Source organism: Streptomyces sp. SudanB5_2050 (assembly GCF_964272335.1).
GTDB classification, from domain to species: Bacteria; Actinomycetota; Actinomycetes; order Streptomycetales; family Streptomycetaceae; genus Streptomyces; species Streptomyces rochei.
The window spans coordinates 33,955-57,936 of the sequence record NZ_OZ186761.1; the positions used below are offsets into that span (position 1 = coordinate 33,955).

A 23,982-nucleotide genomic window follows, 5' to 3' on the forward strand; every position below is an offset into this window, starting at 1 on the left:
GGCGGCGGGGGCGCCGGGGTGCGGGCGCGGAACGGCCCCGCCGGTTCGGGGGACGACCGGCGGGGCCGTGGACTGTGGGTCCGGTGCCGCCCGGGAAACGCCCGGGCGCGGTGGTGCTACTTCTCCGCGTCGGCCTTCACCAGGGCGGGGCCTTCGCCCGCCTCGGCCGGGGCCGAGCTCATGGACTGCTTGCCGCGGGGCATCAGGAAGGTGACCACCAGCAGCGCGACCGTGCCGAGCATGGCGCCCGAGAGGAACGCGTCGTGGTTGGCCGCCTCGTGGACCTCGGCGATCAGCTCGGGCTTGCCGCCCGTCGCGGCCATCTCGGTGCTCATGCCGCTGTAGGCGATGGTCGCCACGACGGCCAGGCCGAGGGCGCCGCCGGCTTCCTGGCTGGTGTTGATCAGGCCGGCGCCCACTCCCGCGTCCTCGTCGGTGACTCCGACGAACGCGGCGATCTGCAGGGTCACGAAGACCATGCCGCAGCCGAGGCCGAGCAGGATGAACGGGGCCAGCAGGTCGACCACGTAGCTGCCGTCGGCGGGGGCCCGCCACATCAGCAGCAGACCGGCGACGGTGAGCGTGAGACCCATCATCACGACCGGACGGGCCGCCATCTTGGTGACCAGGCCGGAGGCGATGCCCGCGCCGGCCGCGACGGAGAACGCGAGCGGCACGTAGGCGAAGCCCGCCTTGAGCGGCGAGTAGCCGAACGCCTGCTGCATGAAGAGGCTGGCGAAGAAGAACAGCGAGCCGAAGGTGCCGAAGACCAGCACGGCGGAGATGTTCGCGACCCGCATGGTCTTCAGCCGGAAGATGCGCAGCGGCATCATCGGCGAGGCGACCTTGGCCTCGATGACGACGAAGGCCGTCAGCAGCGCGACCACGCCGACCAGCGAACCGATGGTGCGGAAGGTGTCCCAGCCGACGGTGGTGGCCTCACCGAGCGTGAAGATCAGCAGCAGCAGGCCGGCGGTGAGGGTGACCGCTCCGAGGGTGTCGAACTTGCCCCGCTCCTCGGCCTTGCTCTCGGGCAGGATGCGCGGTGCCAGCACGGCGGCGCCCAGACCGATCGGCACGTTGATCCAGAAGATCCACTCCCAGCCCCAGGTGTCGGCGAGCACACCGCCGAGGATCACACCGACGATGGACGCGATACCGGACAGCGAGCCCCACACGCCCAGCGCCTTGTTGCGCTCGGGTCCCTCGGCGAAGGTGTTGGTCAGGATCGCCAGGGCGGCGGGGGTGATCAGTGCCGCGCCGAAGCCCTGGACGGCGCGCGAGGCGATGAGCATCGTGCCGTTCTCGGCGAGACCGGAGGTCAGCGACGCCAGCGCGAAGATCACGAAGCCGATCTGGATCAGCCGGCGGCGGCCGAAGGTGTCCGCCAGCCGCCCGCCCAGCAGCAGGAAGCCGCCCAGGACGGTGGCGTAGGCCGTGACGATGTAGTTCAGGCTGACCTCGGACATGCCGAGGCCCTCCTGGATGGAGGGCAGAGCGAGGTTCACGATCGACACGTCGGTGAAGACCATGAACTGGCCCATGCAGACGAATGCCAGGATCAGCCCGGGGCTCAGGCCCGCCCCTGATGCTGACCGGGCCGTGGTGGCGTCGGAGGCAGCCATCGATTACTCCTCAGAAGGTGCAGGATCGGGTCATCGAACGCGGCCCGCGCCGGATGGGGCCGGCGGGAACCGCTGGGACAGCCGCCGGGAGGGACTCGGCGGCCGGAGTGGGTCCGTCGCAGCTATGACGACCGGGGACCGGCGGATGTGACCGGTCGGCCCGAATCGTCTCCGGGACCGCCCCGCAGTCCCTGGATGCCGGCCTCGTACTGGCTGATCAGCCGGGGTCCGGCGGCACGCAGCTGCGGCGGGAAGTTCTCCGTCAGCAGGTCCCGGCCGCGCGCGGGCTCGGGGTCGTCGAGCAACCCGAACATGAAGTGCAGACCGAAACGCGGGGAGCCCTGGACGAACGCCTCGCGCAGCCGGTCGATGTCGTCCGCGGGGACCCCGGGGAACAGGTCTTCCACCACGGCCTCCTCGGCCGTGAGGTGTCCGTCGAGCACCTGGTGGACCTGCCGGGCGGCCTCGGCGCCCGCCCGGGCGCCGTCCGTCCCGCCGGTGGCCCGTCCGGCCTTCGTCGCCTCGTCGAGGGCGTCGATCGCCGTCTCCAGGGCGTTCAGCCTCCGGTCGAGGACCACGTGGTCGTCCGACAGTTCCTTGAGCTGTGCCCGCGCGTCGGGGTAGAGCGCCTCCAGCACGGGCCAGAAGAGGTCGTCCTCCGCCTTGTGGTGGGCGTGGGTGAACGCGAGCAGCCACCGGCCCGCGTCGACCAGCGTCGCGGTGTCTGTGTCGTGGCCGTCGGCCAGCCGCTCGTAGGCGTCCACCACCAGGCGCGTGCCGCGCCGCAGCACCGCGTGGATCGCGACGAACTCCTCGTACATGCGGGCGCCCGGGCTCTGGGCCGGATCGCTCATGGACACTCCCGTTTCGCAGTGGCAGGGCCGTGGCCGGACACGGGTGCCGGTGCGGTCCCGTGGGCCGCGGCCAGTACACACGGGCCCGCACGAAGCAGCCTCGAGGAATGCTGGAGGCCCGCTCCCGCCAGGCCGGGCACGCTCGAGGAATGCTTGACGGGAAGGGCCCGCCCGGCGCTTGCCGTCAGTGGCCGCCCGGCGCACGGGAAACGGCCGGCCGTGCGGTGTCCTGGCCCGCCCGGCGCAGCGCGACCTCCCGCACGAGCAGTCCCGCGCCCAGCACCGCGGCGCCGACACCCGCGCAGAGCAGGAACGCGACGTGGGTGCCCGCGGCGGTCGCGTGCCGGTAGGCCTCGTGCAGGGCGGGCTCCAGGCGCTCAAGGCTCTGCGCGTCCAGCCGGGCGTTGTCCAGCGCGGGGCCGCCGGGTGCCCGCTCGGCCGTCACCCGCAGCACCTCGCGGTTGAACAGGGTGCCCATCACGGCGACCCCGAAGCAGCTGCCCAGGGTGCGGAAGAGGGTGACGGCCGCGGAGGCGGCACCGATGTCGCGCAGTTCCACGCTGTTCTGGGCGACCACCGTCACGGTCTGCGTCAGGCAGCCCAGCCCCGCGCCCAGCACCGCCATGGACAGGGCCGCCGTGGGCCGCGAGGTGGAGGTGTCCATCCGCGACAGCAGCCAGGCCCCGGCGCACAGCAGGGCACCGCCGGTCACCGGGAACACCTTGTAGCGGCCGCTGACCGTGGTGACCCTGCCCGCCACCAGCGACGCCGCGATCAGCGCGGCCAGCATCGGCAGCAGCAGCAGGCCGGAGTTGGTCGCCGAGGCGCCCTGGACGGCCTGCTGGTACAGGGGCAGGAAGAGCAGCACCCCGAACATCACGAAGCCGGTGAGGAAACCGATCACCGACATCAGCGTGAAGTTGCGTACCTGGAACATGTGGAGCGGCATGATCGGGTCGGCGGTGCGTGCCTGCCGCCGGACGAAGGCCCACAGGGCGGCACCGGCCGCCGCGGCGAGGAGCACGACGGCGGCGGAGTCCCAGGCGTAGCGGGTACCGCCCCAGGTGGTGAGCAGGACGGTGGCGGAGATCCCGACCGTCAGCAGCGCCGCGCCCAGGGTGTCGACGCGGGCCACCCGGCGCCGTCGGGGCAGCCGCAGCAGCCGCCAGATCATCGCCAGGGCGAGCGCGCCGAGCGGCAGGTTGAGGTAGAAGGCCCAGCGCCAGCCGAGGTGGTCGGTGACCGCGCCGCCGGCCATGGGGCCGCCGATCATGGCGACCGCCATCGCGCCGGAGATCAGGCCCTGGTACCGGCCGCGTTCGCGGGGCGGCACCAGCTCCCCCACGATCGCCATGACGCCGGCCATCAGACCGCCGGCGCCCAGTCCCTGCACGGCCCGGAACCCGATCAGCTGGCCCATGTCCTGGGCCGCTCCGCTCAGTGCCGAGCCGGCCAGGAAGACCACGATCGCGGCGAGCAGGACGTTCTTGCGGTCCCGTACGTCCCCGAGCCGGCCCCACACGGGCGTGGAGACGGCCGTGGCCAGGGTGTAGGCGGTGACGACCCACGACACGTGCTCCAGGCCGCCGAGTTCCGCGGTGACGGTGGGCAGGGCCGTGCCCACGATCATGGTGTCGAGCTGGGACAGCATCATCGCCGCCACCAGCGGGATCAGCAGCACCCGTACGGACGTGCCGGCGGGCCGGCCCTGGGCGGCGGAGAACGGGTCCTCGACGGTCGTCATCACGGCTCCCGGCTCGTACGCCCGTGGAGCGCCGGGACTATCCGGCGCCCAGTTTGAATCCGACGCCCCGCACGGTCACGATCCACCCGCTGCCGCCCAGTTTGCCGCGCAGGCTGCTGACGTGGGTGTCGACCGTGCGCTGGGACCAGGAGTCCCCCCAGACCTGCTTGAGCAGGTGCTTGCGCGGGATGACGGTGTCGGGGTGCGAGGCGAGCAGGCACAGCAGATCGAACTCCTTGCGGGTCAGCGCGACACCGCTGCCGTCCACGGTGACCTCGCGGGAGTCGACGTCGATGTGCAGCCGTCCGCGGCGGATGTAGCGGCGGGCGGCCGGCTGCCAGTGGGTGCGGCGCATGACGGCCTCGATGCGGGCCATCAGTTCGCGCAGCCCGTAGGGCTTGGTCACGTAGTCGTCGGCGCCCGCCTGGAGGCCCAGGACGCAGTCCAGTTCGGACTGGCGGGCGGTGACGATGACGACGGGCACCCGGCTGACCGCGCGGATGGCCCGGCACACCTCCAGCCCGTCCAGGTCCGGCAGTTCCAGGGCGAGCAGCACCAGATCGGCGTCCGCGTGCGCCTGGAGGGCCTGTCCCCCGCACTGCACGGCGACGGGCTCGTGGCCGTACCGGCGCAGCTGGGTGACGAGGGAGTCGCCGGGGCCGACGTCGGCGTCCACGACGAGGATGCGCCGTCCGCCGGGTGCCGGCGCGGCGGGCGCGGGCGCCGTGCCGTCCTGGACCAGCCGGATGAGCTGGGACGTGGATGTGCGGAGTTCCGGCAGCGTCTGTGCCGACATCTGACTCATGCCTCCCCCAGAGGTCCTGCACGGTCCGTGGGGCGTGGGGAGCGTCGGCCCGGTCCTGCCGGGCCGGCTCCCGCCGTGCGCCCCGCCCCACGGTAGGAACCGGTGGTCGAGCCCCGGTACAGCGCCGGGCCGGACGGCGTCGAGCCGGTCCGGTCGCGGCGCGGCCTTGGTCCGGTTACGGGTTGAGCACCCACGCCGAGTTGTGCTGGGTGAATCCGATGTGGGGGTAGTAGGCGGTGGCCGCGGGTGCCGACAGCAGCACGATCTTGGCGGTGGGCGCCTCCTTGCGGGTGGCGTCGATCAGGGCCCGGCCGATGCCCGAGCGCTGGAGCCGGCCGTCCACGGCGATGTCGGACAGGTAGGTGACGTAGGAGAAGTCGGAGACGCTGCGGGCGATGCCGATCAGGGCGCCGTCGCCGTCGCGGGCGACCAGTACCAGGTTGGCGCCGGTCAGCATCGCCTTCATGCGGTCGCGGTCCTCGACGGGCCGCCGCTCACCCAGTCCGGACGAGCGGTAGACGGCGAGCACCTCGTCCAGGTCCAGGTCCTTGCCCTCGGCACGCTCAATCGTCCAGTTCACGAAGGGTCTCCAATCGGGTGCGAATCACGTCGTGGCGGGTGAGGAAGCGCTCGGGTTCGAGGCTTTCGACGTCGATGCCCTCGCGGGCCAGGCCGGCGGCGAAGTGTTCGCCGGTGGCGAGGGTGTGGTCGGCGGCGGCCTGGACGCTGCGGTAGGCGCGTTCGCGTTCCACGCCGCGGGCGAGGAGGTCGGCCAGGACCGCGGAGCTGTGGATGAGGCCGTCGGTGGTGTCGATGTGGGCGCGCATCCGGTCGGGGCGCACGGTCAGGGAGTTTATGAGGTCGGCGGCCATCACTGTCTGGAAGTGTCCCACGGACAGGCTGTCGGGCAGGATGACCCGTTCCACGGACTGGTGGGCGAGGTCGCGTTCGTGCCACAGTGCCACGTTCTCCAGGGCGGTGTCGGCGTAGCCCCGCAGCAGCCGGGCCAGTCCGCACAGCCGTTCGCTGGTGGTGGGGTTGCGCTTGTGGGGCATGGCGCTGGAGCCCTGGTAGGCGCCGGTCCGGTGTTCCTCGACCTCGCGGACCTCGGTGCGCTGCAGCAGCCGCAGTTCCAGGGCGATCTGTTCGATGCAGGCGCCCAGCGCGGCGACCGCCTGCATCAGCTGGGCGTGCCGGTCGCGGGCGACGACCTGGCTGGGCACCGGTTCGACGCCGAGGCCGAGGGCGTCGCAGACGTGGCGCTCGACCTCGGGGTCGATGAGCGCGTAGGTGCCCACGGAGCCGGAGACGGTGCCGACGGCGACGGCCTCGCGGGCCGCGGTGAGCCGGGTGATGGAGCGGTCGACGGCGAAGGCGTGGACGCCGAGCTTGTGTCCGAAGGTGGTGGGTTCGGCGTGCACGCCGTGGGTGCGGCCCACCATGACGGTGTCCCAGTGTTCCAGTGCCTTGCCGACCAGTGTCGCGCGCAGGCGGCGGGCGGCCGCCAGGAGCAGGTCGGTGGCGCGGGCCAGGGTGTGGCCCAGGGCGGTGTCGACGAGGTCGTAGCTGGTCATGCCGAGGTGGACCCAGCGTGCGGAGTCCTCGGGGATGTCCTCGCAGTACGCGGCGAGGAAGGACAGCACCTCGTGGTCGCGTTCCTTCTCGATCTCGGCGACCCGGGCGGCCAGCGGCACCCGCGCGCGCCGCATGTCCTCCACCGCGGCGGCGGGTACCCGGCCGAGCCCGGCCTGTGCCTCGGAGGCGAGGATCTCGACCTTCACCCAGGTCGCGTAGCGGGACTGGTCCGCGAACAGGTCGGCCATCTCGGGCAGCGTGTAGCGAGGAATCATCGGTCGGCCTTCGTCGAGGGGGGTGGGGTCGGGGACGGCCCTGCGGGCACGCCGGACGCCGCCCCGATGAGGGGGGCGTTCGGGGTGCCCGCGCCGTCAGTACACGCCGAAGTACTCACGCTGCTCCCAGTCGGTGACCTGACCGGGCGCGGGCGCGGTCTGCGAGGTCCACGCCGTGAAGCGGCCCAGCTCGCTCTCCTTGAGCTTGGTCATGCAGGCCGCGAGGGGCGCGCCGAGCAGCTGGTCCGCGCGGCCCGTGCGGAAGGCGTCCAGGGCCTCGGCGAGGGTCTGCGGGACGGTCTGCGGCTGTGTCTCGGTGGGCGCCTCGCCGCGGGGTGCGGTCTGCGGGTCGGCGGGCTGGGCCGTCAGGCCCTCCAGGCCGGCGAACAGCTGGGCGGCGATGTTGAGATAGGGGTTGGCGCAGGGCTCGCCCACCCGGTTCTCGATGTGGGCGCCGGCTCCGCTGCCGACGACCCGCAGCATCGCGGTGCGGTCCTCGAAGCTCCAGCCGAGCCGGGTGGGGGCGAGCGCGTGTTCGGCGGCCAGGCGGCGGTAGCCGTTGACGGTGGGCACGGACAGCAGGAACAGTTCCCGTGCCCACGTCAGCAGGCCCTCCGCGTAGGCCTTTCCGTTCGGTGACAGCCCGCCCGACAGGCCCTCGGCGCTGAACAGGTTGCGGCCGGTGGCCAGGTCCACGACGGACTGGTTCAGGTGCCAGCCGCTGGGGTCGGCGGCGGCGAGCCGCGGCTGGGACATGAAGGAGGCGTGGTGGCCGCGGCGGGCGCAGAACCGTTTGGTGACGGTGCGGAACAGCAGCATCGCATCGGCCGTGTCGAGGGCCGTCATCGGGCTGAAGGTGGTCTCCACCTGGCCGGGGCCGGACTCGTGTTCCATCGAGCGCAGCGGCAGGCCGAGCTTTCGCAGGTGGAGTCCGAGCGGGCCGGTGATCGGGGCGACGGTGTCGTAGGCGGCGTCGAGGTTGAACTGGTAGCCGGCGTTGACGGCGGTCACGCGCGGTGCCTGGCCCTGCAGCCCGAAGCCGTTGCCCTGGTTGCCGGGCTCGTCGTCCAGGCGCCGGGTGAGGTACCACTCGACTTCCAGGCCCAGTACGGGCTGGAGGCCGAGTGCGGCGTAGCGGTTGACGACGCGGCGCAGCACGGCCCGGGAGGACAGCGGGTGGGGGGTGCCGTCGCGCAGGTACTCGTCGCCGAGCACCCAGGCGGTGCGGGGGCCGCGTTCGGGCAGCACCTGGAAGGTGACCGGGTCGGGCACGAGGACGAAGTTGCCCGCGCCGGCGATCTCGTCGACGCCGATGCCGTGGTCGCCGAGGAAGTCGACGGCCACGGCGTGCCCGGTGTCGAACAGGAACGGGCCCGGGCTGAAGTTCATGCCGTTGCGCAGCACCGAGCGGAACGCGTCGGCGGTGAGGGTCTTGGAGCGGGCCAGGCCGTGCGGGTCGCCGAAGACGAGCCGGACGAAGTCGACCTCGTCCAGCGCGGCCTCGACGCGTTCGGCGGCGGCGACGCGTTCGTCGTCCCACAGCCCGTGGTCGGTGACGAAGGAGGGCCGGCCGACGCTGCCGTCCGGGGCGGGTGAGGACCAGGACCGGGCATACATGGTTTCAGAACGTCCTTTCGCCGGTGGTACCGGAGCAGGCGGCAACCGGAGGGGCCGCGGGCGGCTGGGGCAGCGGCGGCAGCATCGCCTCCAGGCGGCGGGCCACCGTCAGTACGAGGTCGTCGGCGCCGACCGGGCCGACGAGCTGCACTCCGGCCGGCAGTCCGGAGGAGGTCAGGCCGGCGGGCAGGGAGGCGGCGGGCTGGCCGGTCATGTTGTACGGGTACGAGGCGGGTGCCCAGGCCAGCCACAGCAGGTCGCGCACGTCGGCGGCCCAGTCGGGGCCTATGGCGCCGGCGTCGAAGGGTTCGACGGGCACGGTGGCCATGGCGAGCAGGTCGTAGTCGTCCATGACCGAGCGCAGGGTGGCGCGCAGGTTCTGGCGGATCTCCTCCGCCTGGATCACCGCGACGCCGCTGAGGGTGCGTCCGTGCCGGACGACGTGCAGGCGGCCGGGGTCGATGAGTTCCTCGTCCTCGGGGCGGGTGCCGGCCGCCTCGGTGGCGGCGAGGATGTCGACGACGGCCGGGTAGAGGTTGTGGCAGCGCACCTGGACCTCCTCGACCAGGTGGCCCTCGTCGAGGAGTACGTCGCGGGCCGCTTCGGTGACGCGGCGGATCTTGGGGTCGGTGCCTTCGTACTCGATCCAGCCGATGCGCAGGGAGCGCATGTCGCGCGGGGAGTCCAGGGAGCCGAGTCCGGAGTCGGGGTCGGTGGGGTGCGGGCCGGCGATGACCTGGCCGAGCAGGGCGGCGTCGGCGACGGTTGCGGCGATGGGGCCCTGGTGGGCGAGGCGGTCGGCGCCGTTGGGGTAGTAGGGCACCCGGCCGAAGGAGGGCTTGTAGCCGACGACGCCGCAGAACGCGGCGGGGATGCGGATCGATCCGGAGCCGTCGGTGCCCAGCGCCCCCTCGCACAGTCCGGCCGCGACGCTCGCCGCGGCACCACCGCTGGAGCCGCCGGCGGAGCGGCTCGGGTCGTAGGGGTTGCGGGTGGGCGGGGCGAGCCGGCCCACGGTGGAGGCGCTCCAGCCGAACTCGGAGGTGGTGGTCTTGCCGACGACGATCGCGCCGGCCGCTCGCAGCCGGGCCACGGCCGGGGCGTCCTGTGCGGGCCGCCCGTTGGGCAGCAGGGAGCCTCTGGTGGTGGGCAGGTCCCGGGTCTGCAGCAGGTCCTTGACGGAGACCGTCACGCCCAGCAGCGGGAGGTCCCACCATGCCTCGCGGCCGCGGTCGCGGATCAGTTCGTCCGCGCGGGCGGCCGCCCGGATCGCCTCGTCCCCCGCGACCGCGACGTAGGCGCCCAGGTGGTCCCGTTCCCGGACGGCGGCCAGCACGTCCTGGACGTGCTCGACGACGGTGAGCTCCCGGCGGGACAGCAGTTCCTTGGTCCGGCGGATGCCGCGGGCGGTCATCGCTCACTCCTTCCGCTCCTGGTCCTTCCTCACGGGGGGCAGGAGCGCTGCTGACGGTGCGGGACGGGATGGTGCGCCCGGCGGGACGGGGGATGACCCGCCGGGCGGCCGTGGGGGGTCAGGACGCGCGGGTGGCGGGGTCGGCGCCGCCGGTGACGGCCGACCAGTGCCACGGGGAGTCGAACGCGGTGACCTCGATCTGTTCGCCCGCCGCGGCCAGTTCGGCGACCAGGCCCGTGGCCCGCGCGGTGAACGCGGACACGCGGTGCGCGGCGAGCAGGTCCTGCTCGCCGAACGGGGCGCCGTCGCAGCGCAGCAGCCGCAGGTCGACGAAACCGTTGAAGCGCCGTCCGTCGACCACGACGGACTGCGGCGAACGGATGGAGAACCGCACGTTGTTGTTGACGTGCCCGTGGTGGTGCTGGTCGGAGTAGAAGGCGACGTCCGGGATGGTGGGCGGGACGAAGTGGTCGCGGTCGACCACCTCGGGGGCCTTGGGCAGGTTGCCGGCGATGAAGTGCCAGGAGTTGTACTGCATGCGCGAGGACATCGCCCAGGCCGCGTCGGCGAGGGCGGCGGCGGAGTCGCCGAAGTGCCGGGCGGCAGAGGGGTCGGGCACCACGCAGCAGAAGAAGCGGGTGATCTCCCAGTCGCAGATCTCCGCCCAGCGTTCCTCGCGCAGCGCCGTGATCAGGTCGGGCAGCGAGCGCATGCCGCGGCTCATCGCGAAGTCGGCCTCGAACGCCTCGGTGGCGGCGGCGGCCGACTCGTACACCAGGGCCTCGAGTCCGGTGGCGAAGTCGCCGTGCGGGGCGGCGAGCCATCCCGGGGCCGCGGCGAGGGCCTCCCCCAGCTCCGCGAGGTTGTCGCCGCGCAGCGGCAGCCGGGACGTCAGCCGTGCCGTCACCGCGTCCTCGCGGGCGCGGGCCAGGTCCGCGCAGGGACCGGCGACCTTCTCGATCTTGTGCATGAGGGCGCCGTGGATCTCGCGGTACAGCTGGGCCTCGCGGGCGACCTCGCCGCGGTGGGAGCGCAGTGAGACGGCCAGTTCGTGCAGGTCGGCGACCGTCGCGGACGCGGCGGGCGGCACCTGGTCACGGCCCAGGGCGGCGTTGTAGCCGACTCGGATGCGCTCCAGCATGTGGGCGACGTGGTCGACGGTGAGCTGGGTGCCGTTGGCCTCCTCGACCCGGCCGGGGCCGGCCGAGCGGATCAGCAGGGTGAGGCACACCACCAGCTGCACGTCGTGGTCGGACCACAGTTCCAGCGGCAGGTCCTGAAGGCTGCTGAGGGCGCAGTCGGGATGTCCGGGCCACAGCGTCTTTCCGGTGAGGGTGTTGTGGTCGCGGAAGTTCGTGTACTGCCTGCCCTGCTGGTAGAGCACGAAGGGCGCGGTGCGCAGCGCCGCCTCCTTGGCCTGCTCCAGCAGTTCACCACGCCCTTCGGCCCCCTGCTCGGCGAGCCAGCCGCGGCAGTCGGCGACGGTCCGGGCGACCCGGTCCTCGGCCCGGCGCAGCTGCGCCCGGTAGGCGTCGAGGGTGGCCCGGGTCCACGGCACCCGCCGCACACCGCCGACCAGTCCGTCGGCCTTCAGCGGGGCCGCGGAGGGGACGCGCAGGACGATGCGGCCGCTGGTGGCGAGCGCGATCTCGCCGGAGAAGACGGGCTCCTCGGCGTCACCGGACGTGCCGTCGCCGGACGTGGCGGTGGCGGGAGCGGCGGGGGCGGGAGCGGCGGGGGCGGGAGCGGCGTCGTCGGGGGCGGCGGTGGCGGGAGCGGCGGTGGCGGGAGCGCGCCAGCTCAGACCGCACAGGGCCGCCAGGGCGGCCTCCTCGGCGGCGCTGAGCGCGCGCAGCTGCACATCGGCGGGGACGTGACCGTCCAGGGTGAGCAGCACCTCGACGAACGACCTGAGGTCCTCGGTCTGTTCGGCGCGCCGCCAGGCCCGCTTGAGCAGTCCCGGGAATCCGGCGTCGGCTTCACGCACCCGGTCCGGCTTGAGCGTGGCGCCGGCGACCAGGCCGAGGCGGCTGGGGCGGCGGCTGATCCGCTTCCGGGCGTTGGCGGCGCGGCGGGATTCCCCGCGTTCGGGCAAGGCACTCATCACGCACCCTTTGCGGTGAGCTCGATGTGGTTCCACATGGCGTCGTCGGTGGGCGTCCAGTCCTCGTCGACGTAGATGCAGTCGACGGGGCACTCCAGGACGCACGCCGGGCAGCCCGAGCACAGCTCGGGGATGATCACTACGTCCAGGCCCCGGTCGAAGATGGCGCCGAACTCCGCGGGGCAGCTGCGCAGGCACGTGTCGCACGTGATGCACTCGGACTTCTCGATACGCCGCGGCGGCTTCTTCCAGTTGTCGGGGCGGTCACGCTGGGCAATTCGCTCGACCCGCCCAGACAGCGCGGCCGACGAAGCGATCTTCTTCATGAGCTCGGAACCCCTTCGGGTGAGTCTTCCTGGCCACAACCGGGATGCATCCGATGGTCCTTCGGCCTTCTCGACCGGCCCCGGAGCCGTGATGGGAATCGGGTCGAGCCCGCGCTCCCGATGGCTTGTTTCAGACCGTCGTCCCGGTGCGCGGCCGCGGTTCCTCGCGGGCGGCGGCGGACTCCAGTCCGGCGAGTCGGAGCAGGAGTTGTTTCACGTCGGTGGCCGCGACGCGGTCGCCGACAGCGCGGGGGGTGGAGCAGATGAGGAGCGGACCGTCGTCGTCGCTCGCGGGGAGGCGGCCGTGGCTGCCACGAACAGGTGAGGCGTCCAGGGGCACGACCGCCATGCGGTAGCGCATGCCGAGTTTCTTGCGGGCCAGGGCGGTGGTCGCCTTGACCTTGACGTAGGGGTCGTGGGGGTCCATGAACAGCTCGACCGGGTCGTAGCCGGGTTTGCGGTGGATCTCGACGAGCTGCGCGAAGTCGGGCGCGTGGTCGTCGTCGAGCCAGTAGTAGTACGTGAACCAGGCGTCCGGCTCCGCGACGGCGACGAGTTCACCGGCGCGGGGATGGTCGAGGTGGTGGGCCTTCTTGCCCTCGTCGTCCAGGAGCGTCTCGATGCCGGGCAGACCGTCCAGGGCGGCGCGGGTGGCATCCAGGTCCTCGGGGCGGCGGACGTAGACGTGGGCGATCTGGTGATCGGCCACCGCGAAAGCCCGCGAGGCCATCGGGTCGAGGTATTCCATGCCGTCCTGGGTGTGGACCTCGAGCAGACCGGCCCGCCGCAGCGCACGGTTGATGTCGACGGGCCGGCTGACGGGGGTGATGCCGTACTCGGACAGGGCGACGACGGTGCGTCCCTCGGCGCGGGCGTCGTCCAGGAGCGGGGCCAGGGCCGTGTCCAGGTCGGTGGCCGCCTTGTGGGAGCGGGGGTCGTTGGGGCCGTAGCGCTGGAGGTCGTAGTCGAGGTGAGGGAGGTAGCACAGGGTGAGGTCGGGGTGGCGCGTATGCATGATGTGGCGGGTGGCGTCGATGATCCACTGGCTGGAGACCAGGTCCGCGCCGGGCCCCCAGAAGTGGAAGAGGGGGAAGGTGCCGAGTCTGCCGGTGAGTTCGTCGTGCAGGGCGGCGGGGCGGGTGTAGCAGTCGGGTTCCTTGCGTCCGTCGGCGTAGTAGACGGGGCGGGGGGTGACGGTGATGTCGGTGTCGGCGCCCATGGCGTACCACCAGCAGATGTTGGCGACCGTGTAGCCGGGGTGGGCGCGGCGGGCGGCGTCCCAGAGCTTGTCACCGGTGACCAGGCCGTTGTGCTGGCGCCACAGCAGGACGTCACCGAGTTCGCGGAAGTACCAGCCGTTGCCGACGATGCCGTGCTCGGCAGGGTAGGTCCCGGTGAGGAAGGTGGACTGGGCGGCGCAGGTGACGGCGGGCAGGACGGTGCCCAGCGGGGCGCGGGAGCCGGACTGGCCGAGCCGTTTGAGGTGGGGCATGTGGTCCAGGAGCCGGGGGGTGAGGCCGACGACGTCCAGGACCAGCAGCGGCACCGGCCCCCCGGAAGAGGTGGTGGGGGTCATGGCAGCTCCTTCAGGCCGAGGTCGGTCAGCAGGTCACGGGCGAGCATCAGCTCCGCGGCGATCCCGTCGGTGAGCTGGGCCCGGCCCCGGGGCCGCAACTCGGCCGGCAACGCCTGCCAGGTGTAGGTCTCCACCTCCAGATGCCGGGTCAGCGGACGCGCCCCGCCCACCAGCCGGGACAGAGCCGACTTCAGCACCGGCAGAGTCGAGGTCAGCGGCGCGGCCGGGTCCGCGTGCAGGGGGACATGGAAGTGCGCGCGCCAGGGCGCCGTGTCGGGCAACGGACCGCCGGCGGCCAGGGCCTCGTCCAGGTCATCCGTACCGCACAGGCCGGCCGTGGCAATGGTGGTGCGGGTCTGGTGCAGGAAACGAGGCTCGGCGAAGGCCGCGAGGGCGTCGCGTACTGCGGGGCGGGAAGGGTGCTCGGCGTGCAGGGCGGCGGAGAGCTGGGACTTCACGATGCGGATCCCGGCCGCCTCCAGGGCGTCCAGCGCTTCATCCGGATCCTCGAAGGAGGTGGCGAGGTGGCACGTGTCGACACAGATACCGATGCGGTCGTGTCCGATCGCGGTCAGCGGGGTGATGGCGTCCCGGGTCGTCTCCACTACGCAGCCGGGTTCGGGTTCCAGGCCGACGCGGATGGAGCGGCCGGTCAGCTCGTGGAGGGCGTCGAGACGCTCGCCGAGCGTGGCCAGCGCCGCGCGCGCCTTGTCGGCGCGGGTCTCGTCCCAGGCGGTGCGCCAGGCCAGCGGCAGCGTGGAGACGGAGCCCTCGCTCACATCGTCGGGCAGCAGCCCGGCGAGAACGCGGGCCAGGGACGTGGTGTGCTCCAGACGCTCCGGGTCGGCCCAGTCCGGCTTGTAGACGCGGTACTTGACCTCTTCGGCGCCGAAGCCCTCGTAGGGGAAGCCGTTGAGGGTGACGACCTCCAGACCCCGCCGGTCGAGTTCGGTGCGCAGTCCGCGCAGCGCGGAGGGGTCGGTGGCCAGGGCGTGGGCCGCGTCCTTGGCCAGCCACAGCCCGATGCCGAGACGATCACGCCCCAGACGGCGCCGGACCGGCTCGCAGTGGTCGCGGAGCTGGGCGAGGACCCCGTCGAGGGTTTCGGCGGGATGGACGTTGGTGCAGTAGGCGAGGTGGACGGTGGAGCCGTCCGGGTGCCGGAACCGCACCGTTCACGCTCCCGTCGGCAGCGGCTCGGCGGCCGGGGCGCCGCGCAGGACGGAGTTGCCCTCGTGGGTGGGCGCGGTGGCCGTGACGTCGAGGTCGAGTCGTCCGCTGAGGCCGTAGAAGGCGACGGGGTTGCGCCACAGCACCCGGTCCACGTCGTCCTCGCCGAAGCCCTCTTCGAGCATCAGGTCACCGACCTTGCGGGTCTTGAGCGGGTCGCTCCTGCCCCAGTCCGCGGCCGAGTTCACCAGCACCTTCTCCGGGCCGTACTCACGCAGCAGAGCGACCATGCGGGCCTCGTCCATCTTGGTGTCCGGATAGACGGAGAACCCCAGCCAGGCGCCGCTGTCCTTGGCCTCCTTGACCGTGGTCTCGTTGAGGTGGTCGACCAGCACCCGGTCCGTGGGCAGCGCGGACTCGCGCACCACGTCCAGAGTGCGGCGCAGCCCGGCGAGCTTGTCCCGGTGCGGGGTGTGCACCAGCGCCGGCAGACCGTGGTCGGCGGCGAGCTGCAACTGGGCGGCCAGCGCGGTGTCCTCGGCCGGAGTCATCGAGTCGTAGCCGATCTCCCCCACCGCCACCACCCGGTCCTTGACCAGATAGCGCGGCAGCTCGGCCAGCACCGGCGTGCAGCGCGGGTCGTTCGCCTCCTTCGGGTTCAACGCGATCGTGCAGTGATGGGCGATCCCGTACTGCGCCGCACGGAACGGCTCCCACCCCAGCAACGCGTCGAAGTAGTCACAGAAGGAAGCCGGAGAAGTACGGGGCTGCCCCAGCCAGAAGGCGGGCTCGACCACGGCACGGACACCCGCGGCATACATCGCCTCGTAGTCGTCGGTGGTCCGGGACGTCATGTGGATGTGGGGGTCGAAGATACGCAAGTCACTGCTCCTGGGTCAGGGCGAGCACGCGGTCGAGGTCGGCCGGGATGTCTCGGTGGGCGGCGGTGCGCTCGGCGGCGTAGGCGCGCAGCATTCTGGCCAGTTCCGCGTCCGCGCGGGCACGGGCCGCCAGGTTCGCCACCGTGGCCACGGGCACGCCGGTGAACAGGCACTTGAGTACGGCGTGCCGCCATTGGTGGGCGTCCAGGTGCCGGGCCGCGTAGGGGCCGAGGGCGGCGGCGAGCAGGGTGGTGTCGTTGGCGCGCAGGGCGTCCTCGACCAGCGGCAGGGCGTGGGCGGGTTCGGTGTCGAGTCCGTCCAGGGCGAGCAGGACCGCACGCCGTTCGGCGGCCGTCCCCCGGTGGTACAGCAGGGTCACGGTCTCCGCGTCGGGGCGTGCCGCCGCCAGCAGCAGTACGCGGGCGGCGTCGGCGTGTTCGGTGCCGCAGCGGCGGCCCGCCTCGGCGAAGCGCAGTTCCCAGTCGGTGTCCCGGGCGGTTGCCGAGGCGCGGGCGGCGGTGAGCCAGCGGCGTGCGTCGGTGCCGAGGCCGGCGAACTCGCCGGGCAGGTCCGCGTCCGGCGGGGTGTGTACGACGGTCATCTCGTCCCTCCGTTGCGCAGGAACCGCATCGACTGTGCGGCCAGTTCGGGTCCGGCGTGGGAGTGCCGGGGCAGTTCGACGACGGTCAGGCCCTGGTAGCCGGTGGCGGCGAGGGCGTCGAGTACGGGCGGGAAGTCGATCTCGCCGTCCCCGAAGGGGAGGTGTTCGTGGACGCCGCGGCGCATGTCCTCGATCTGCACGTGCCGCAGCCAGGGCGCGGCGGCCCGTACGCAGTCGGCGGGCGGCAGGGGCTCCAGGCACTGGCAGTGCCCGATGTCGAGGGTCAGTCCCAGTGGTTCGGGGTCGCCCAGTTCGGTGCGCAGGCGGTGGAAGTCGGTCAGTGTGGCCAGCAGGTGGCCGGGCTCGGGTTCGACCGCCAGGGGGACGCCGGTGTCCTCCGCGGCGTCCAGGACGGGGCCGAGGGCGTCGGCCAGGCGTTTCCAGGCGGTGTCCTGGTCCAGGCCCGCGGGCCGTGGGCCGCTGAAGCAGTGCACGGCGTGCGCGCCGAGGTCGGCGGCGAGGCGTACCGAGCGGATCAGCAGGCGTACGCGTGCCCAGCGGGCGTCCGGGTCGTCGTCGAGCAGGCTGGGTCCGTGCTTGCGGCGTGGGTCGAGGACGTAGCGGGCGCCGGTCTCGACGGTGACCGCGAGGCCGAGGCGGTGCAGTTGCCGGGCGACGTGGCGGGTGCGGGCCGCGAGGTCGGGGGCGAGCGGGTCGAGGTGCATGTGGTCGAGGGTGAGACCGACGCCGTCGTAGCCGAGGTCGGCCAGCAGGCGCAGGGCGTCCTCCAGGCGCAGGTCGGTCAGCCCGTTGGTGCCGTAGCCGAGGCGCAGCGGGCTCATGTGGTGCTCACTTTCCGGGCCAGGTGCGCGGCGAGGGGGGCCAGGGCGGCGGTGAGGACGCCGGTGCCGGGTGCGCCGGCCCGGGCCATCAGTCCGCTCTGCAGGGCGATCGTGGCGCGGACGCCGGCGCCGACGGCCCGCTGTGTCAGTTCCGGGGAGGGGTTGAGCGCGGCGTGGGCCAGGGGGCGGGCGAAGGTGGCGGCGTAGGAAGCGGCCAGGGCGGCGCGTACGGCGCGGGTGGCCTTGTCGGCCGGTGTCGCGGGGGTCGGTGCGCCGGTGCTGGCGTCGGGCGCCGGGTGGGCGGTGGGGCGGCCGGCGAGGACGGTGGTGAGGGCGCCCGCGGCGGCGAGGGCCGTGAGGGGGGCGGTGCTGGAGCCGCCCTCGGTCTCGCGGCGGGAGACGAGGGAGACGGCCAGGGTGTGGCTGCCGAGGAACGCCGCGGGGACGATCGCCCGTCGCACGGCGCCCGGGCCGGCGGCCGCGCCCAGCAGCAGGTCCAGGGAGCGGGCGGCGGCCATCGCCGCGGGTCCCGCCGGGGTGTGTTTCAGGCCCAGGTCGTAGGCCCATACGGTGGCGGCCAGGGGGCCGGCGACCGCGAGGGCCCGTCGTCCCGCGCACGCCGCGAGGGCCAGGCCCGCGGCGGAGAGCAGGCCCGCGGCGGCGAGGGCGGCGCCGGGCCGGACGCGGCCGGACGGCAGGGGGCGGTGGGGCCGGGCGGTGGCGTCCTCCTCGCGGTCCGCCCAGTCGTTGAGCGCCATGCCCGCCTCGTACAGGCACAGCGAGGCGCCGGCCGCCAGGGCGGTGCGTCCGGTGGGCCGTGTGCCGGCGGCCGCGGTGCCGGCGAGGACGTCACCGGGGACGGTGAACGCGGCGGGGGCGCGCAGCAGTTCGGCCCAGGCGTGGAGGCGCCCGTCGCGGGCCGGGCCGTCGGCGGGCCGCTGAGCGCTCACCTGGTTCCTCCGAGCCGGCCGGCGAGGGTGAGCAGTCGGGTGTACTGCTCGGCCAGGGCGGAGCCTTCGGCGTCGGGGTCCTTGAAGTAGAAGCCGAGTTCGCCCAGCGGGCCGGACAGGCCCCGCTCGTGGGCGCGGGCGAGCAGGCGGGCCAGGTCGAGGACGAGCGGTGCGGCGAGGGCGGAGTCGCAGCCCTGCCAGATGGTCTGCAGGACCATGCGGGTGCCGAGGAACCCGTCGAAGGCGACGTGGTCCCAGGCGGTCTTCCAGTCCCCGAGGGCGGGGACGTCGTCGATGTGCACCTCGCCTTCGACCCGGGTGCCGAGGGTGTCGGTGAGGACGCGTTCCTTGCCGGCGTTCTTGGCCGCCGCGGCGGCGGGGTCGGCGAGGGCGGCGCCGTCGCCGCCGCCCAGCAGGTTCGTGCCCGACCAGGCCCGTACCGCCAGTGCCCGCTGGGCGAACATCGGCCCCAGCACCGAACGCAGCAGGGTCTGCCCGGTCTTGCCGTCGCGGCCCGCGTACGGCAGGCCCGAGGCGCGGGCCGCGCCCGCCAGCTGGGGGTGGCTCAGCCCGGTCGACGGCGTGAAGTTGACGTAGGGGCAGCCCGCCCGCAGCGCCGCCGCGGCGTACAGGGAGCTGGCCGGCCACGCGCCGTGTGCGGGGTCCGGTTCGGTGGAGGCGACGTTGACGACGACCGTGCGGGCGACGCCGGTGGTGCGGGCGAAGGTGCGCAGGTCGGTGGCGAAGTCGGCTATCAGCTCTTCGGTGGCGCGACGGTCGCCGGGTACCGGTCCTCCGGGGCGGATGTGTTCGTCCGCGGCGGCCAGTTCCCCCTGGACGGCGGTCGGCAGCCAGGGCGGCAGTACCCCTTGGGCGGCCAGTTCCTCGGCGCGTTTGGGCAGGGGGGTGGTCGCCGTGTCGTGGCCGCCGAAGACGAGGGAGGCCAGGGCCGGCAGGCCGCAGTCGGCGAAGGGGGGCGTCTCGGTGACCATGCCGGTGGGCGGCAGCAGTCCTGCCGCCAGCGCCGCGCAGCCCGACACCGCCGTCGTGGCGACCGAACCGCGGGCTCCGACGAGCCACACGCCGGTCCGGGTCTCGTCGGCCGAGGTCATGGCATCTTGCGTCACGGGGCAGCCTCCCTGAGCGTCGAATGTGTTGTCCGGCAAGTGGATGCCCGGCCAGGATGCCGAGCCGGGCTGTGCGGGGGCGTCGCCCTCCGTCGGCTGTCGAGCGGCCGCCGAGCGGATTCCCATCGGCCGCGGGCGTCCGGCGCCGGGCACAGCGAGGCCCCGCCGGTCGCAGGGGTGCGGGACCGGCGGGGCCTGGCAGGGGGTGTGCGCGGCGCACCCCCCTGCGGGGGGTCAGCGGTTGACGCGGACCAGCTGGCCGTTGGTGCCGAGCGTGTTGTTGGTGACGTACACCTTGCCGCAGGGGTCGACGGCGACGCCGGTGGGCTGCTTGAGCTGGTCGCCGGTGGGGATCTCGGTGACCGCGCCGCTGTCGGCGTCGATCTCGAACAGGGCGCCCGGCTGCGGCGGGCCGGCCAGCGCGGCGGCGCTGTAGGACAGGGCGATCAGGTCGCCGTCCCGGTCCAGGTCCAGGTCGATGAGGTTGGTCATCCCGGTGGCGAGGATCTCGGGCTGCTGGCCCGGGGCGATTTTCCAGACGCGGGAGGCGCCGACCCGGCCGCCGCTCATGTCGGCCACGTACACGGTGCCGTCGGCGGCCTTGGCGATGCCGGTGGGTACGGTCTCGGCGGCGCCGGTGGGCAGTTCGTTCTTGGGCAGGAGGTACTCGGTGGCGGTGGTGCCGTCGGCGTTGCCGCGTACGACGGTGTTGGCGCCCGCGTCGGTGGCCAGGTAGCCGCTGCCGCTGCGCGCGAGCCGCCACGGGTTGGCGTGCACGTCGCCGCCGTCGGGGTTCAGCCGCGTCTCGTGGTCGGTGAGGTCGGCGAGCACCTTGTGGTCGCGGGTGCGGAAGACCGTGCCCAGGGTCCGGGCGCCCTCGCCCAGCGCGGCGCGCGACTCGGTGGTGCCGCCGAGGCCGCTGACGACGACGTAGCCGCCGAACCGGTCGGGCACGACGTCGCTGGGGCCGTTGGCGGAGATCGGGGCGCCCGGGGCGACGCCCTTGGCCGTGGAGGCGAGGCCGGTGGCGACGCGGCCCTGGAAGCTGCCCTTGACCTTGTAGACGGAGCCGGTGGTGCCCACGCACGTCTGGTCGACCGGGCAGTCGGCCAGTCCGGCGCCGGCCTCGGCGACCAGCACGCCGCCGTCGCCCAGCGCGGTGACGCCGCGCGGGTTGTTCAGCTGGGAGGCCACGACGGTCACGGTCGCCTCGGTGCGGGTGTGGGTGTGACCGTGGCGGTGGGCCTGGGGCTGGGCCTGGACGGGGCCGGCGGTCAGCGGGACGGCGACGGCGCCGGCCGCGCCCGCCGCCAGAAGTATCTTCGTCCAGGAGTTACGCGAGTTCGCCATTTCTCTCCTCGGTTTCCAATGCTCCCCCCTTTTTCCGGAGAGCGGATGCGAAATCAGCGCCACCCTAGGGCAGTCGCCGGTTTTATTGCGTCAAATTTTCCGCAGGAAAAAGTGGGTGAACCCGTAAACCAGCGGTATTCGAGTCTCCCTCCAGGAGGCGTCGACCTTTTTCCATATCGTTGTAGTCCCGGTCCCTTCCGGCGGTTGGGACAGACTTTTGTGCTCCTGCCATGGAGGAAACTCATGCCCGAATTGCCGCCTCCGCACGTCGTACGGGAAGCGGAGAAAGCACGAGCGGATCTGCAGCGGCAGAGCCGGGAACTCGCGCCTCCGCCGTTCGCTCTGCTGGAATTGATCATGGGTGTCATGGTCACGCGTGCGGTGCACGTCGTCGCCGAACTGAAGGTGGCCGAGGCGCTCGCCGAGGGTCCGCTGTCCGCCGACGAGCTCGCCGGGCGGGTCGGTGCGGACGCGGACGCGCTCGGCCGGGTGCTGCGCCTGCTGGCGAGCAACGGTGTGTTCGCCACGCGCCCGGACGGTGCCTTCGAGCTGACGCCGATGGCGGACGCGCTGCGCGCCGACCATCCGATGTCGATGCGGGGCATCGCGCTGCTGATGGGCCACCCGATCCACTGGGAGGACTGGAGCGGCTTCCCGGAGACGGTGGTCACCGGCGAGCCGGCGCTGCCGAAGCTGCGCGGCATGCACGCCTTCGAGTTCCTGACGAAGAACGCGGAGTACGGCCAGGTGTTCTTCCAGGGCATGGGCAGCATGTCCGCCTCGGAGACGGAGCCGATCCTGGCGGCGTACGACTTCTCGCAGTTCGGGACGGTGGTGGACTTCTGCGGCGGCCAGGGCGCGTTGCTCGCGGGCATCCTGGGTGCGGCGCCCGGGTGCGAGGGCGTTCTGTTCGACCCGCGGGTCGAGGAGAACGGGGCTGCGGAGTTCCTGGCCGCGCAGGGTGTGGCCGACCGGACGAAGCGGGTGGCCGGCGACCTGTTCGACGTGCCGCCGGGCGGCGCCGACGCCTACGTCCTCAAGCACATCGTGCACGACTGGCCCGAGGAGCAGGCCCTGCGGATCCTGCGCAACGTGCGGGCGGCGATCAAGCCGGGCGGCAAGCTGCTGATCGCCGAGATGGTGATACCGGAGCAGGGTGACCAGCCGCACTCCGGGAAGCTGGTCGACCTGTGGCTGATGCTCCTGGTCGGTGGCCGTGAGCGTACTCCCGGCCAGTACGCCGATCTCCTGGCCCGTGCCGGGTTCCGTCTGGAGCGGGTCGTGGAGACGGCGGCGGCGATCTCCCTCGTGGAGGCCGTCCCCGTGTGACCACCGTGGAGGGAGGGCCCCGTCGCGTGATGAGGGAACGCGGCGGGGCCCTCCGGTGTGTGCGGCCGGGCAGCGGCGGCCGGGTGGCGGGGGCGCCGGCGGGCAGGCCCGCGGGGAGCGCCGGGCGGCGGGGGGTGCCGGGCGGCGGGGAGCGGCGGACGAAGGCCCCCGGCGTGCGCGCACGCCGGGGGCCGTTTGGGGGGGGTGTGGGTCAGCGGGGCGGGCCGAACCACCGTGCCAGGGCCGTTTCCAGGCCCTGCGCGCAGGTGCCCGTCCAGGCGACGTAGCCGTCGGGGCGGATCAGCACGGCGGTGGCGCCGGCGAGGGCGTCCGGGCCGTCGGTGGGCTTGGCGACGGCGGTGACCACGTCCACCCGGTCCGCGTGGCCGGCCGCGGTCGCGCGTACCGTCTCGTCGTCGGCGAGGTCGAGCAGCACGCCGTGCCCGGCGTGCAGGAGGCGGGCGATGCGGGTTTCGCCGTCCGCGCCGACGAGCAGCCGCGGCGGCATCCGGCGTCCCAGCAGCGGGTGGGTGGGGCCGGTCGCGGTGTCGGCGAGGTCGTAGCGGATGTCCAGGTGGCTGACGATGCCGGCCAGGTGGCGTTTGACGTCGTCGTAGCGGACCAGCTCGGCCATCAGCTCGCGCAGCGGGTCGGACTCGGCGCCGCCGAGGAAGACGATGCCCTGGGCGCGGGTGTTCATCAGCAGCCGGGCGCCGACCGGGTGGCGTTCGGCGTGGTAGGTGTCCAGCAGTTCCCGGGGGGCGTCGCCGCGGATCACCGAGGCCAGCTTCCAGCCGAGGTTGGCGGCGTCCTGCACGCCGGTGCTCAGGCCCTGGCCGCCGGCCGGCAGGTGGATGTGGGCGGCGTCGCCCGCCAGGAAGACGCGGCCGCGCCGGTACTCGGAGGCCTGCCGGGTGGCGTTGGTGAAGGAGCTGACCCAGCTCGCGCCGCCGTGGCTGATGTCCTCGCCGGTGATGTCCTGCCAGGCGGCGGCGACCTCCTCGAAGGTGACGGTCCGCTCACGGTCGTGCGCGGGGCGGCCGTCGGGGCAGACGATGATGCGCCACACGCCCTGGGAGAGCGGTGCCGCCATCACCATGCCGTTGTTCAGGCGCTCTCCGAGGAAGCGCGGGGTCAGCTCCACACCGGTGATGTCCGCCAGGTACATGCCCTGGGTGGCGTCGGTTCCGGGGAAGTCGAACCCGGCCGCCCTGCGGACCCGGCTGGAGCCGCCGTCGCAGCCCGCCAGGTAGGAGGCGCGCAGGGTGCGTTCCTCGCCCTGCGGGGTGCGTACGGTGATCTCGACGCCGTCGCCGTCCAGGAAGCCGTCGGTGAGGGAGACGAACTCCCAGCCGCGGCGGATGTCCGCGCCGAGTTCGCCCGCCCAGCCCTCCAGGACCGCCTCGGTGTCGCCCTGGGGGATGCCCCGGGCCCCGAAGTGGGCGTCCTCGAGGACGGTGAAGTCGAACTGGGCGCCGCCGAAGTGTCCTACGGGGCTGGTGGCCAGGGTCTCTCCCTGGCCGAACCGGGGCAGCAGCCCGCGTTCGTCGAACGTCTCCATGGCGCGGGCGGTGAAGCCCAGGCCGCGGGACTGCCCGGTGGGGGCGGCCAGCTTCTCGATGACGACGACACGGGCCCCGCCCAGGCGCAGTTCGCCCGCGAGCATCAGTCCGGTCGGGCCGGCACCGACGACGATCACGTCGGTGTCCGCCGCTGTCCCTTCCATGGGTGGTCCTTCCTGGCAGTGGGGTCGGTTCGGGGCCCGGTGGTGGGGGGCGGCGTGTCGTGCGGTGCCGGTCGTCCCCGCCGGGCCGGGG

General features: G+C 73.3%; 20 protein-coding genes. 1 reads left to right on the forward strand and 19 read right to left on the reverse strand.

Annotated elements, in window-relative coordinates:
- Positions 1 to 116 precede the first annotated feature (116 nt).
- The 18 genes from ACFZP7_RS34695 to ACFZP7_RS34780 form a co-directional block, all read right to left on the reverse strand.
- Positions 117 to 1,625, reverse strand: a complete 1,509-nt coding sequence (locus ACFZP7_RS34695) for an MFS transporter (RefSeq protein WP_106435710.1) — start codon at positions 1,623 to 1,625, stop codon at positions 117 to 119.
- Positions 1,626 to 1,747: 122 nt separating this feature from the next.
- Positions 1,748 to 2,479, reverse strand: coding sequence for a hemerythrin domain-containing protein (locus ACFZP7_RS34700; RefSeq protein WP_051890775.1), 732 nt, complete (start codon positions 2,477 to 2,479; stop codon positions 1,748 to 1,750).
- 184 nt (positions 2,480 to 2,663) lie between these two features.
- On the reverse strand, positions 2,664 to 4,223 hold the full coding sequence (locus ACFZP7_RS34705) for an MDR family MFS transporter (RefSeq protein ID WP_359421979.1): 1,560 nt from the start codon (positions 4,221 to 4,223) through the stop codon (positions 2,664 to 2,666).
- A gap of 37 nt (positions 4,224 to 4,260) precedes the next feature.
- Positions 4,261 to 5,019, reverse strand: coding sequence for a response regulator transcription factor (locus ACFZP7_RS34710; RefSeq protein WP_374200009.1), 759 nt, complete (start codon positions 5,017 to 5,019; stop codon positions 4,261 to 4,263).
- A gap of 184 nt (positions 5,020 to 5,203) precedes the next feature.
- On the reverse strand, positions 5,204 to 5,608 hold the full coding sequence (locus ACFZP7_RS34715) for a GNAT family N-acetyltransferase (protein WP_019330818.1): 405 nt from the start codon (positions 5,606 to 5,608) through the stop codon (positions 5,204 to 5,206).
- Positions 5,592 to 6,878 (reverse strand): adenylosuccinate lyase, encoded by a 1,287-nt coding sequence (gene purB / locus ACFZP7_RS34720; protein ID WP_223779416.1) that lies wholly within the window; start codon positions 6,876 to 6,878, stop codon positions 5,592 to 5,594. The genes ACFZP7_RS34715 and purB overlap by 17 nt, the downstream gene beginning before the upstream one ends.
- Positions 6,879 to 6,974: 96 nt before the next feature.
- Positions 6,975 to 8,495: a glutamine synthetase family protein gene (locus ACFZP7_RS34725; RefSeq protein ID WP_385638668.1), complete on the reverse strand. Its 1,521-nt coding sequence runs from the start codon at positions 8,493 to 8,495 to the stop codon at positions 6,975 to 6,977.
- Between the two features lie 4 nt (positions 8,496 to 8,499).
- Positions 8,500 to 9,909 carry an amidase gene (locus tag ACFZP7_RS34730; protein WP_127445366.1) on the reverse strand — a complete coding sequence of 470 codons (1,410 nt, stop codon included), beginning with the start codon at positions 9,907 to 9,909 and terminating at the stop codon, positions 8,500 to 8,502.
- A 118-nt stretch (positions 9,910 to 10,027) separates the two neighbouring features.
- Positions 10,028 to 12,013 (reverse strand): hypothetical protein, encoded by a 1,986-nt coding sequence (locus ACFZP7_RS34735; protein WP_385638671.1) that lies wholly within the window; start codon positions 12,011 to 12,013, stop codon positions 10,028 to 10,030.
- Positions 12,013 to 12,339, reverse strand: coding sequence for a 4Fe-4S dicluster-binding protein (locus tag ACFZP7_RS34740; RefSeq protein WP_019330823.1), 327 nt, complete (start codon positions 12,337 to 12,339; stop codon positions 12,013 to 12,015). Before ACFZP7_RS34740 ends, ACFZP7_RS34735 begins: the two co-directional genes overlap by 1 nt.
- A gap of 130 nt (positions 12,340 to 12,469) precedes the next feature.
- Positions 12,470 to 13,915: an alkaline phosphatase family protein gene (locus ACFZP7_RS34745; protein WP_385638673.1), complete on the reverse strand. Its 1,446-nt coding sequence runs from the start codon at positions 13,913 to 13,915 to the stop codon at positions 12,470 to 12,472.
- Entirely contained in the window at positions 13,912 to 15,087 is a 1,176-nt protein-coding gene (gene eboE / locus ACFZP7_RS34750) for a metabolite traffic protein EboE (protein WP_385638675.1), read from the reverse strand. The genes ACFZP7_RS34745 and eboE overlap by 4 nt, the downstream gene beginning before the upstream one ends.
- 3 nt (positions 15,088 to 15,090) lie before the next feature.
- Complete coding sequence (locus tag ACFZP7_RS34755; RefSeq protein ID WP_216880451.1) at positions 15,091 to 15,966, reverse strand: TatD family hydrolase; 876 nt, start codon at positions 15,964 to 15,966, stop codon at positions 15,091 to 15,093.
- A gap of 1 nt (position 15,967) precedes the next feature.
- A complete protein-coding gene (locus ACFZP7_RS34760) occupies positions 15,968 to 16,567 on the reverse strand; it encodes an EboA domain-containing protein (RefSeq protein ID WP_127438562.1) in 600 nt (199 codons plus the stop codon).
- The gene (locus tag ACFZP7_RS34765; RefSeq protein ID WP_385638678.1) at positions 16,564 to 17,409 is read right to left on the reverse strand and encodes a sugar phosphate isomerase/epimerase family protein; all 846 of its coding nucleotides are present in this window, start codon (positions 17,407 to 17,409) and stop codon (positions 16,564 to 16,566) included. The genes ACFZP7_RS34760 and ACFZP7_RS34765 overlap by 4 nt, the downstream gene beginning before the upstream one ends.
- Positions 17,406 to 18,359 carry an SCO3242 family prenyltransferase gene (locus ACFZP7_RS34770; protein WP_385638680.1) on the reverse strand — a complete coding sequence of 318 codons (954 nt, stop codon included), beginning with the start codon at positions 18,357 to 18,359 and terminating at the stop codon, positions 17,406 to 17,408. The genes ACFZP7_RS34765 and ACFZP7_RS34770 overlap by 4 nt, the downstream gene beginning before the upstream one ends.
- Positions 18,356 to 19,471, reverse strand: coding sequence for an inositol-3-phosphate synthase (locus ACFZP7_RS34775; RefSeq protein ID WP_046249676.1), 1,116 nt, complete (start codon positions 19,469 to 19,471; stop codon positions 18,356 to 18,358). The genes ACFZP7_RS34770 and ACFZP7_RS34775 overlap by 4 nt, the downstream gene beginning before the upstream one ends.
- Positions 19,472 to 19,720: 249 nt before the next feature.
- A complete protein-coding gene (locus ACFZP7_RS34780; protein ID WP_125538238.1) occupies positions 19,721 to 20,836 on the reverse strand; it encodes a ScyD/ScyE family protein in 1,116 nt (371 codons plus the stop codon).
- Between the two features lie 357 nt (positions 20,837 to 21,193).
- Here ACFZP7_RS34780 and ACFZP7_RS34785 point away from each other — a divergent pair, with 357 nt between their 5' ends.
- Positions 21,194 to 22,165 carry a methyltransferase gene (locus tag ACFZP7_RS34785; protein WP_125774093.1) on the forward strand — a complete coding sequence of 324 codons (972 nt, stop codon included), beginning with the start codon at positions 21,194 to 21,196 and terminating at the stop codon, positions 22,163 to 22,165.
- 211 nt (positions 22,166 to 22,376) lie between these two features.
- On the opposite strand, the gene ACFZP7_RS34790 is transcribed toward ACFZP7_RS34785, so the two are convergent.
- Complete coding sequence (locus ACFZP7_RS34790) at positions 22,377 to 23,891, reverse strand: FAD-dependent monooxygenase (protein ID WP_019330938.1); 1,515 nt, start codon at positions 23,889 to 23,891, stop codon at positions 22,377 to 22,379.
- Positions 23,892 to 23,982: the final 91 nt, after the last annotated feature.

Bases quoted from the DNA above. Each gene is read 5' to 3' on its own strand.
- ACFZP7_RS34695 (WP_106435710.1), bottom strand. From the start codon at position 1,625: ATGGCTGCCTCCGACGCCACCACGGCCCGGTCAGCATCAGGGGCGGGC.
- ACFZP7_RS34700 (WP_051890775.1), bottom strand. From the start codon at position 2,479: ATGAGCGATCCGGCCCAGAGCCCGGGCGCCCGCATGTACGAGGAGTTC.
- ACFZP7_RS34705 (WP_359421979.1), bottom strand. From the start codon at position 4,223: ATGACGACCGTCGAGGACCCGTTCTCCGCCGCCCAGGGCCGGCCCGCC.
- ACFZP7_RS34710 (WP_374200009.1), bottom strand. From the start codon at position 5,019: ATGTCGGCACAGACGCTGCCGGAACTCCGCACATCCACGTCCCAGCTC.
- purB (WP_223779416.1), bottom strand. From the start codon at position 6,878: ATGATTCCTCGCTACACGCTGCCCGAGATGGCCGACCTGTTCGCGGAC.
- ACFZP7_RS34725 (WP_385638668.1), bottom strand. From the start codon at position 8,495: ATGTATGCCCGGTCCTGGTCCTCACCCGCCCCGGACGGCAGCGTCGGC.
- ACFZP7_RS34730 (WP_127445366.1), bottom strand. From the start codon at position 9,909: ATGACCGCCCGCGGCATCCGCCGGACCAAGGAACTGCTGTCCCGCCGG.
- ACFZP7_RS34735 (WP_385638671.1), bottom strand. From the start codon at position 12,013: ATGAGTGCCTTGCCCGAACGCGGGGAATCCCGCCGCGCCGCCAACGCC.
- ACFZP7_RS34740 (WP_019330823.1), bottom strand. From the start codon at position 12,339: ATGAAGAAGATCGCTTCGTCGGCCGCGCTGTCTGGGCGGGTCGAGCGA.
- ACFZP7_RS34745 (WP_385638673.1), bottom strand. From the start codon at position 13,915: ATGACCCCCACCACCTCTTCCGGGGGGCCGGTGCCGCTGCTGGTCCTG.
- ACFZP7_RS34760 (WP_127438562.1), bottom strand. From the start codon at position 16,567: ATGACCGTCGTACACACCCCGCCGGACGCGGACCTGCCCGGCGAGTTC.
- ACFZP7_RS34765 (WP_385638678.1), bottom strand. From the start codon at position 17,409: ATGAGCCCGCTGCGCCTCGGCTACGGCACCAACGGGCTGACCGACCTG.
- ACFZP7_RS34775 (WP_046249676.1), bottom strand. From the start codon at position 19,471: ATGACCTCGGCCGACGAGACCCGGACCGGCGTGTGGCTCGTCGGAGCC.
- ACFZP7_RS34780 (WP_125538238.1), bottom strand. From the start codon at position 20,836: ATGGCGAACTCGCGTAACTCCTGGACGAAGATACTTCTGGCGGCGGGC.
- ACFZP7_RS34785 (WP_125774093.1), top strand. From the start codon at position 21,194: ATGGGTGTCATGGTCACGCGTGCGGTGCACGTCGTCGCCGAACTGAAG.
- ACFZP7_RS34790 (WP_019330938.1), bottom strand. From the start codon at position 23,891: ATGGAAGGGACAGCGGCGGACACCGACGTGATCGTCGTCGGTGCCGGC.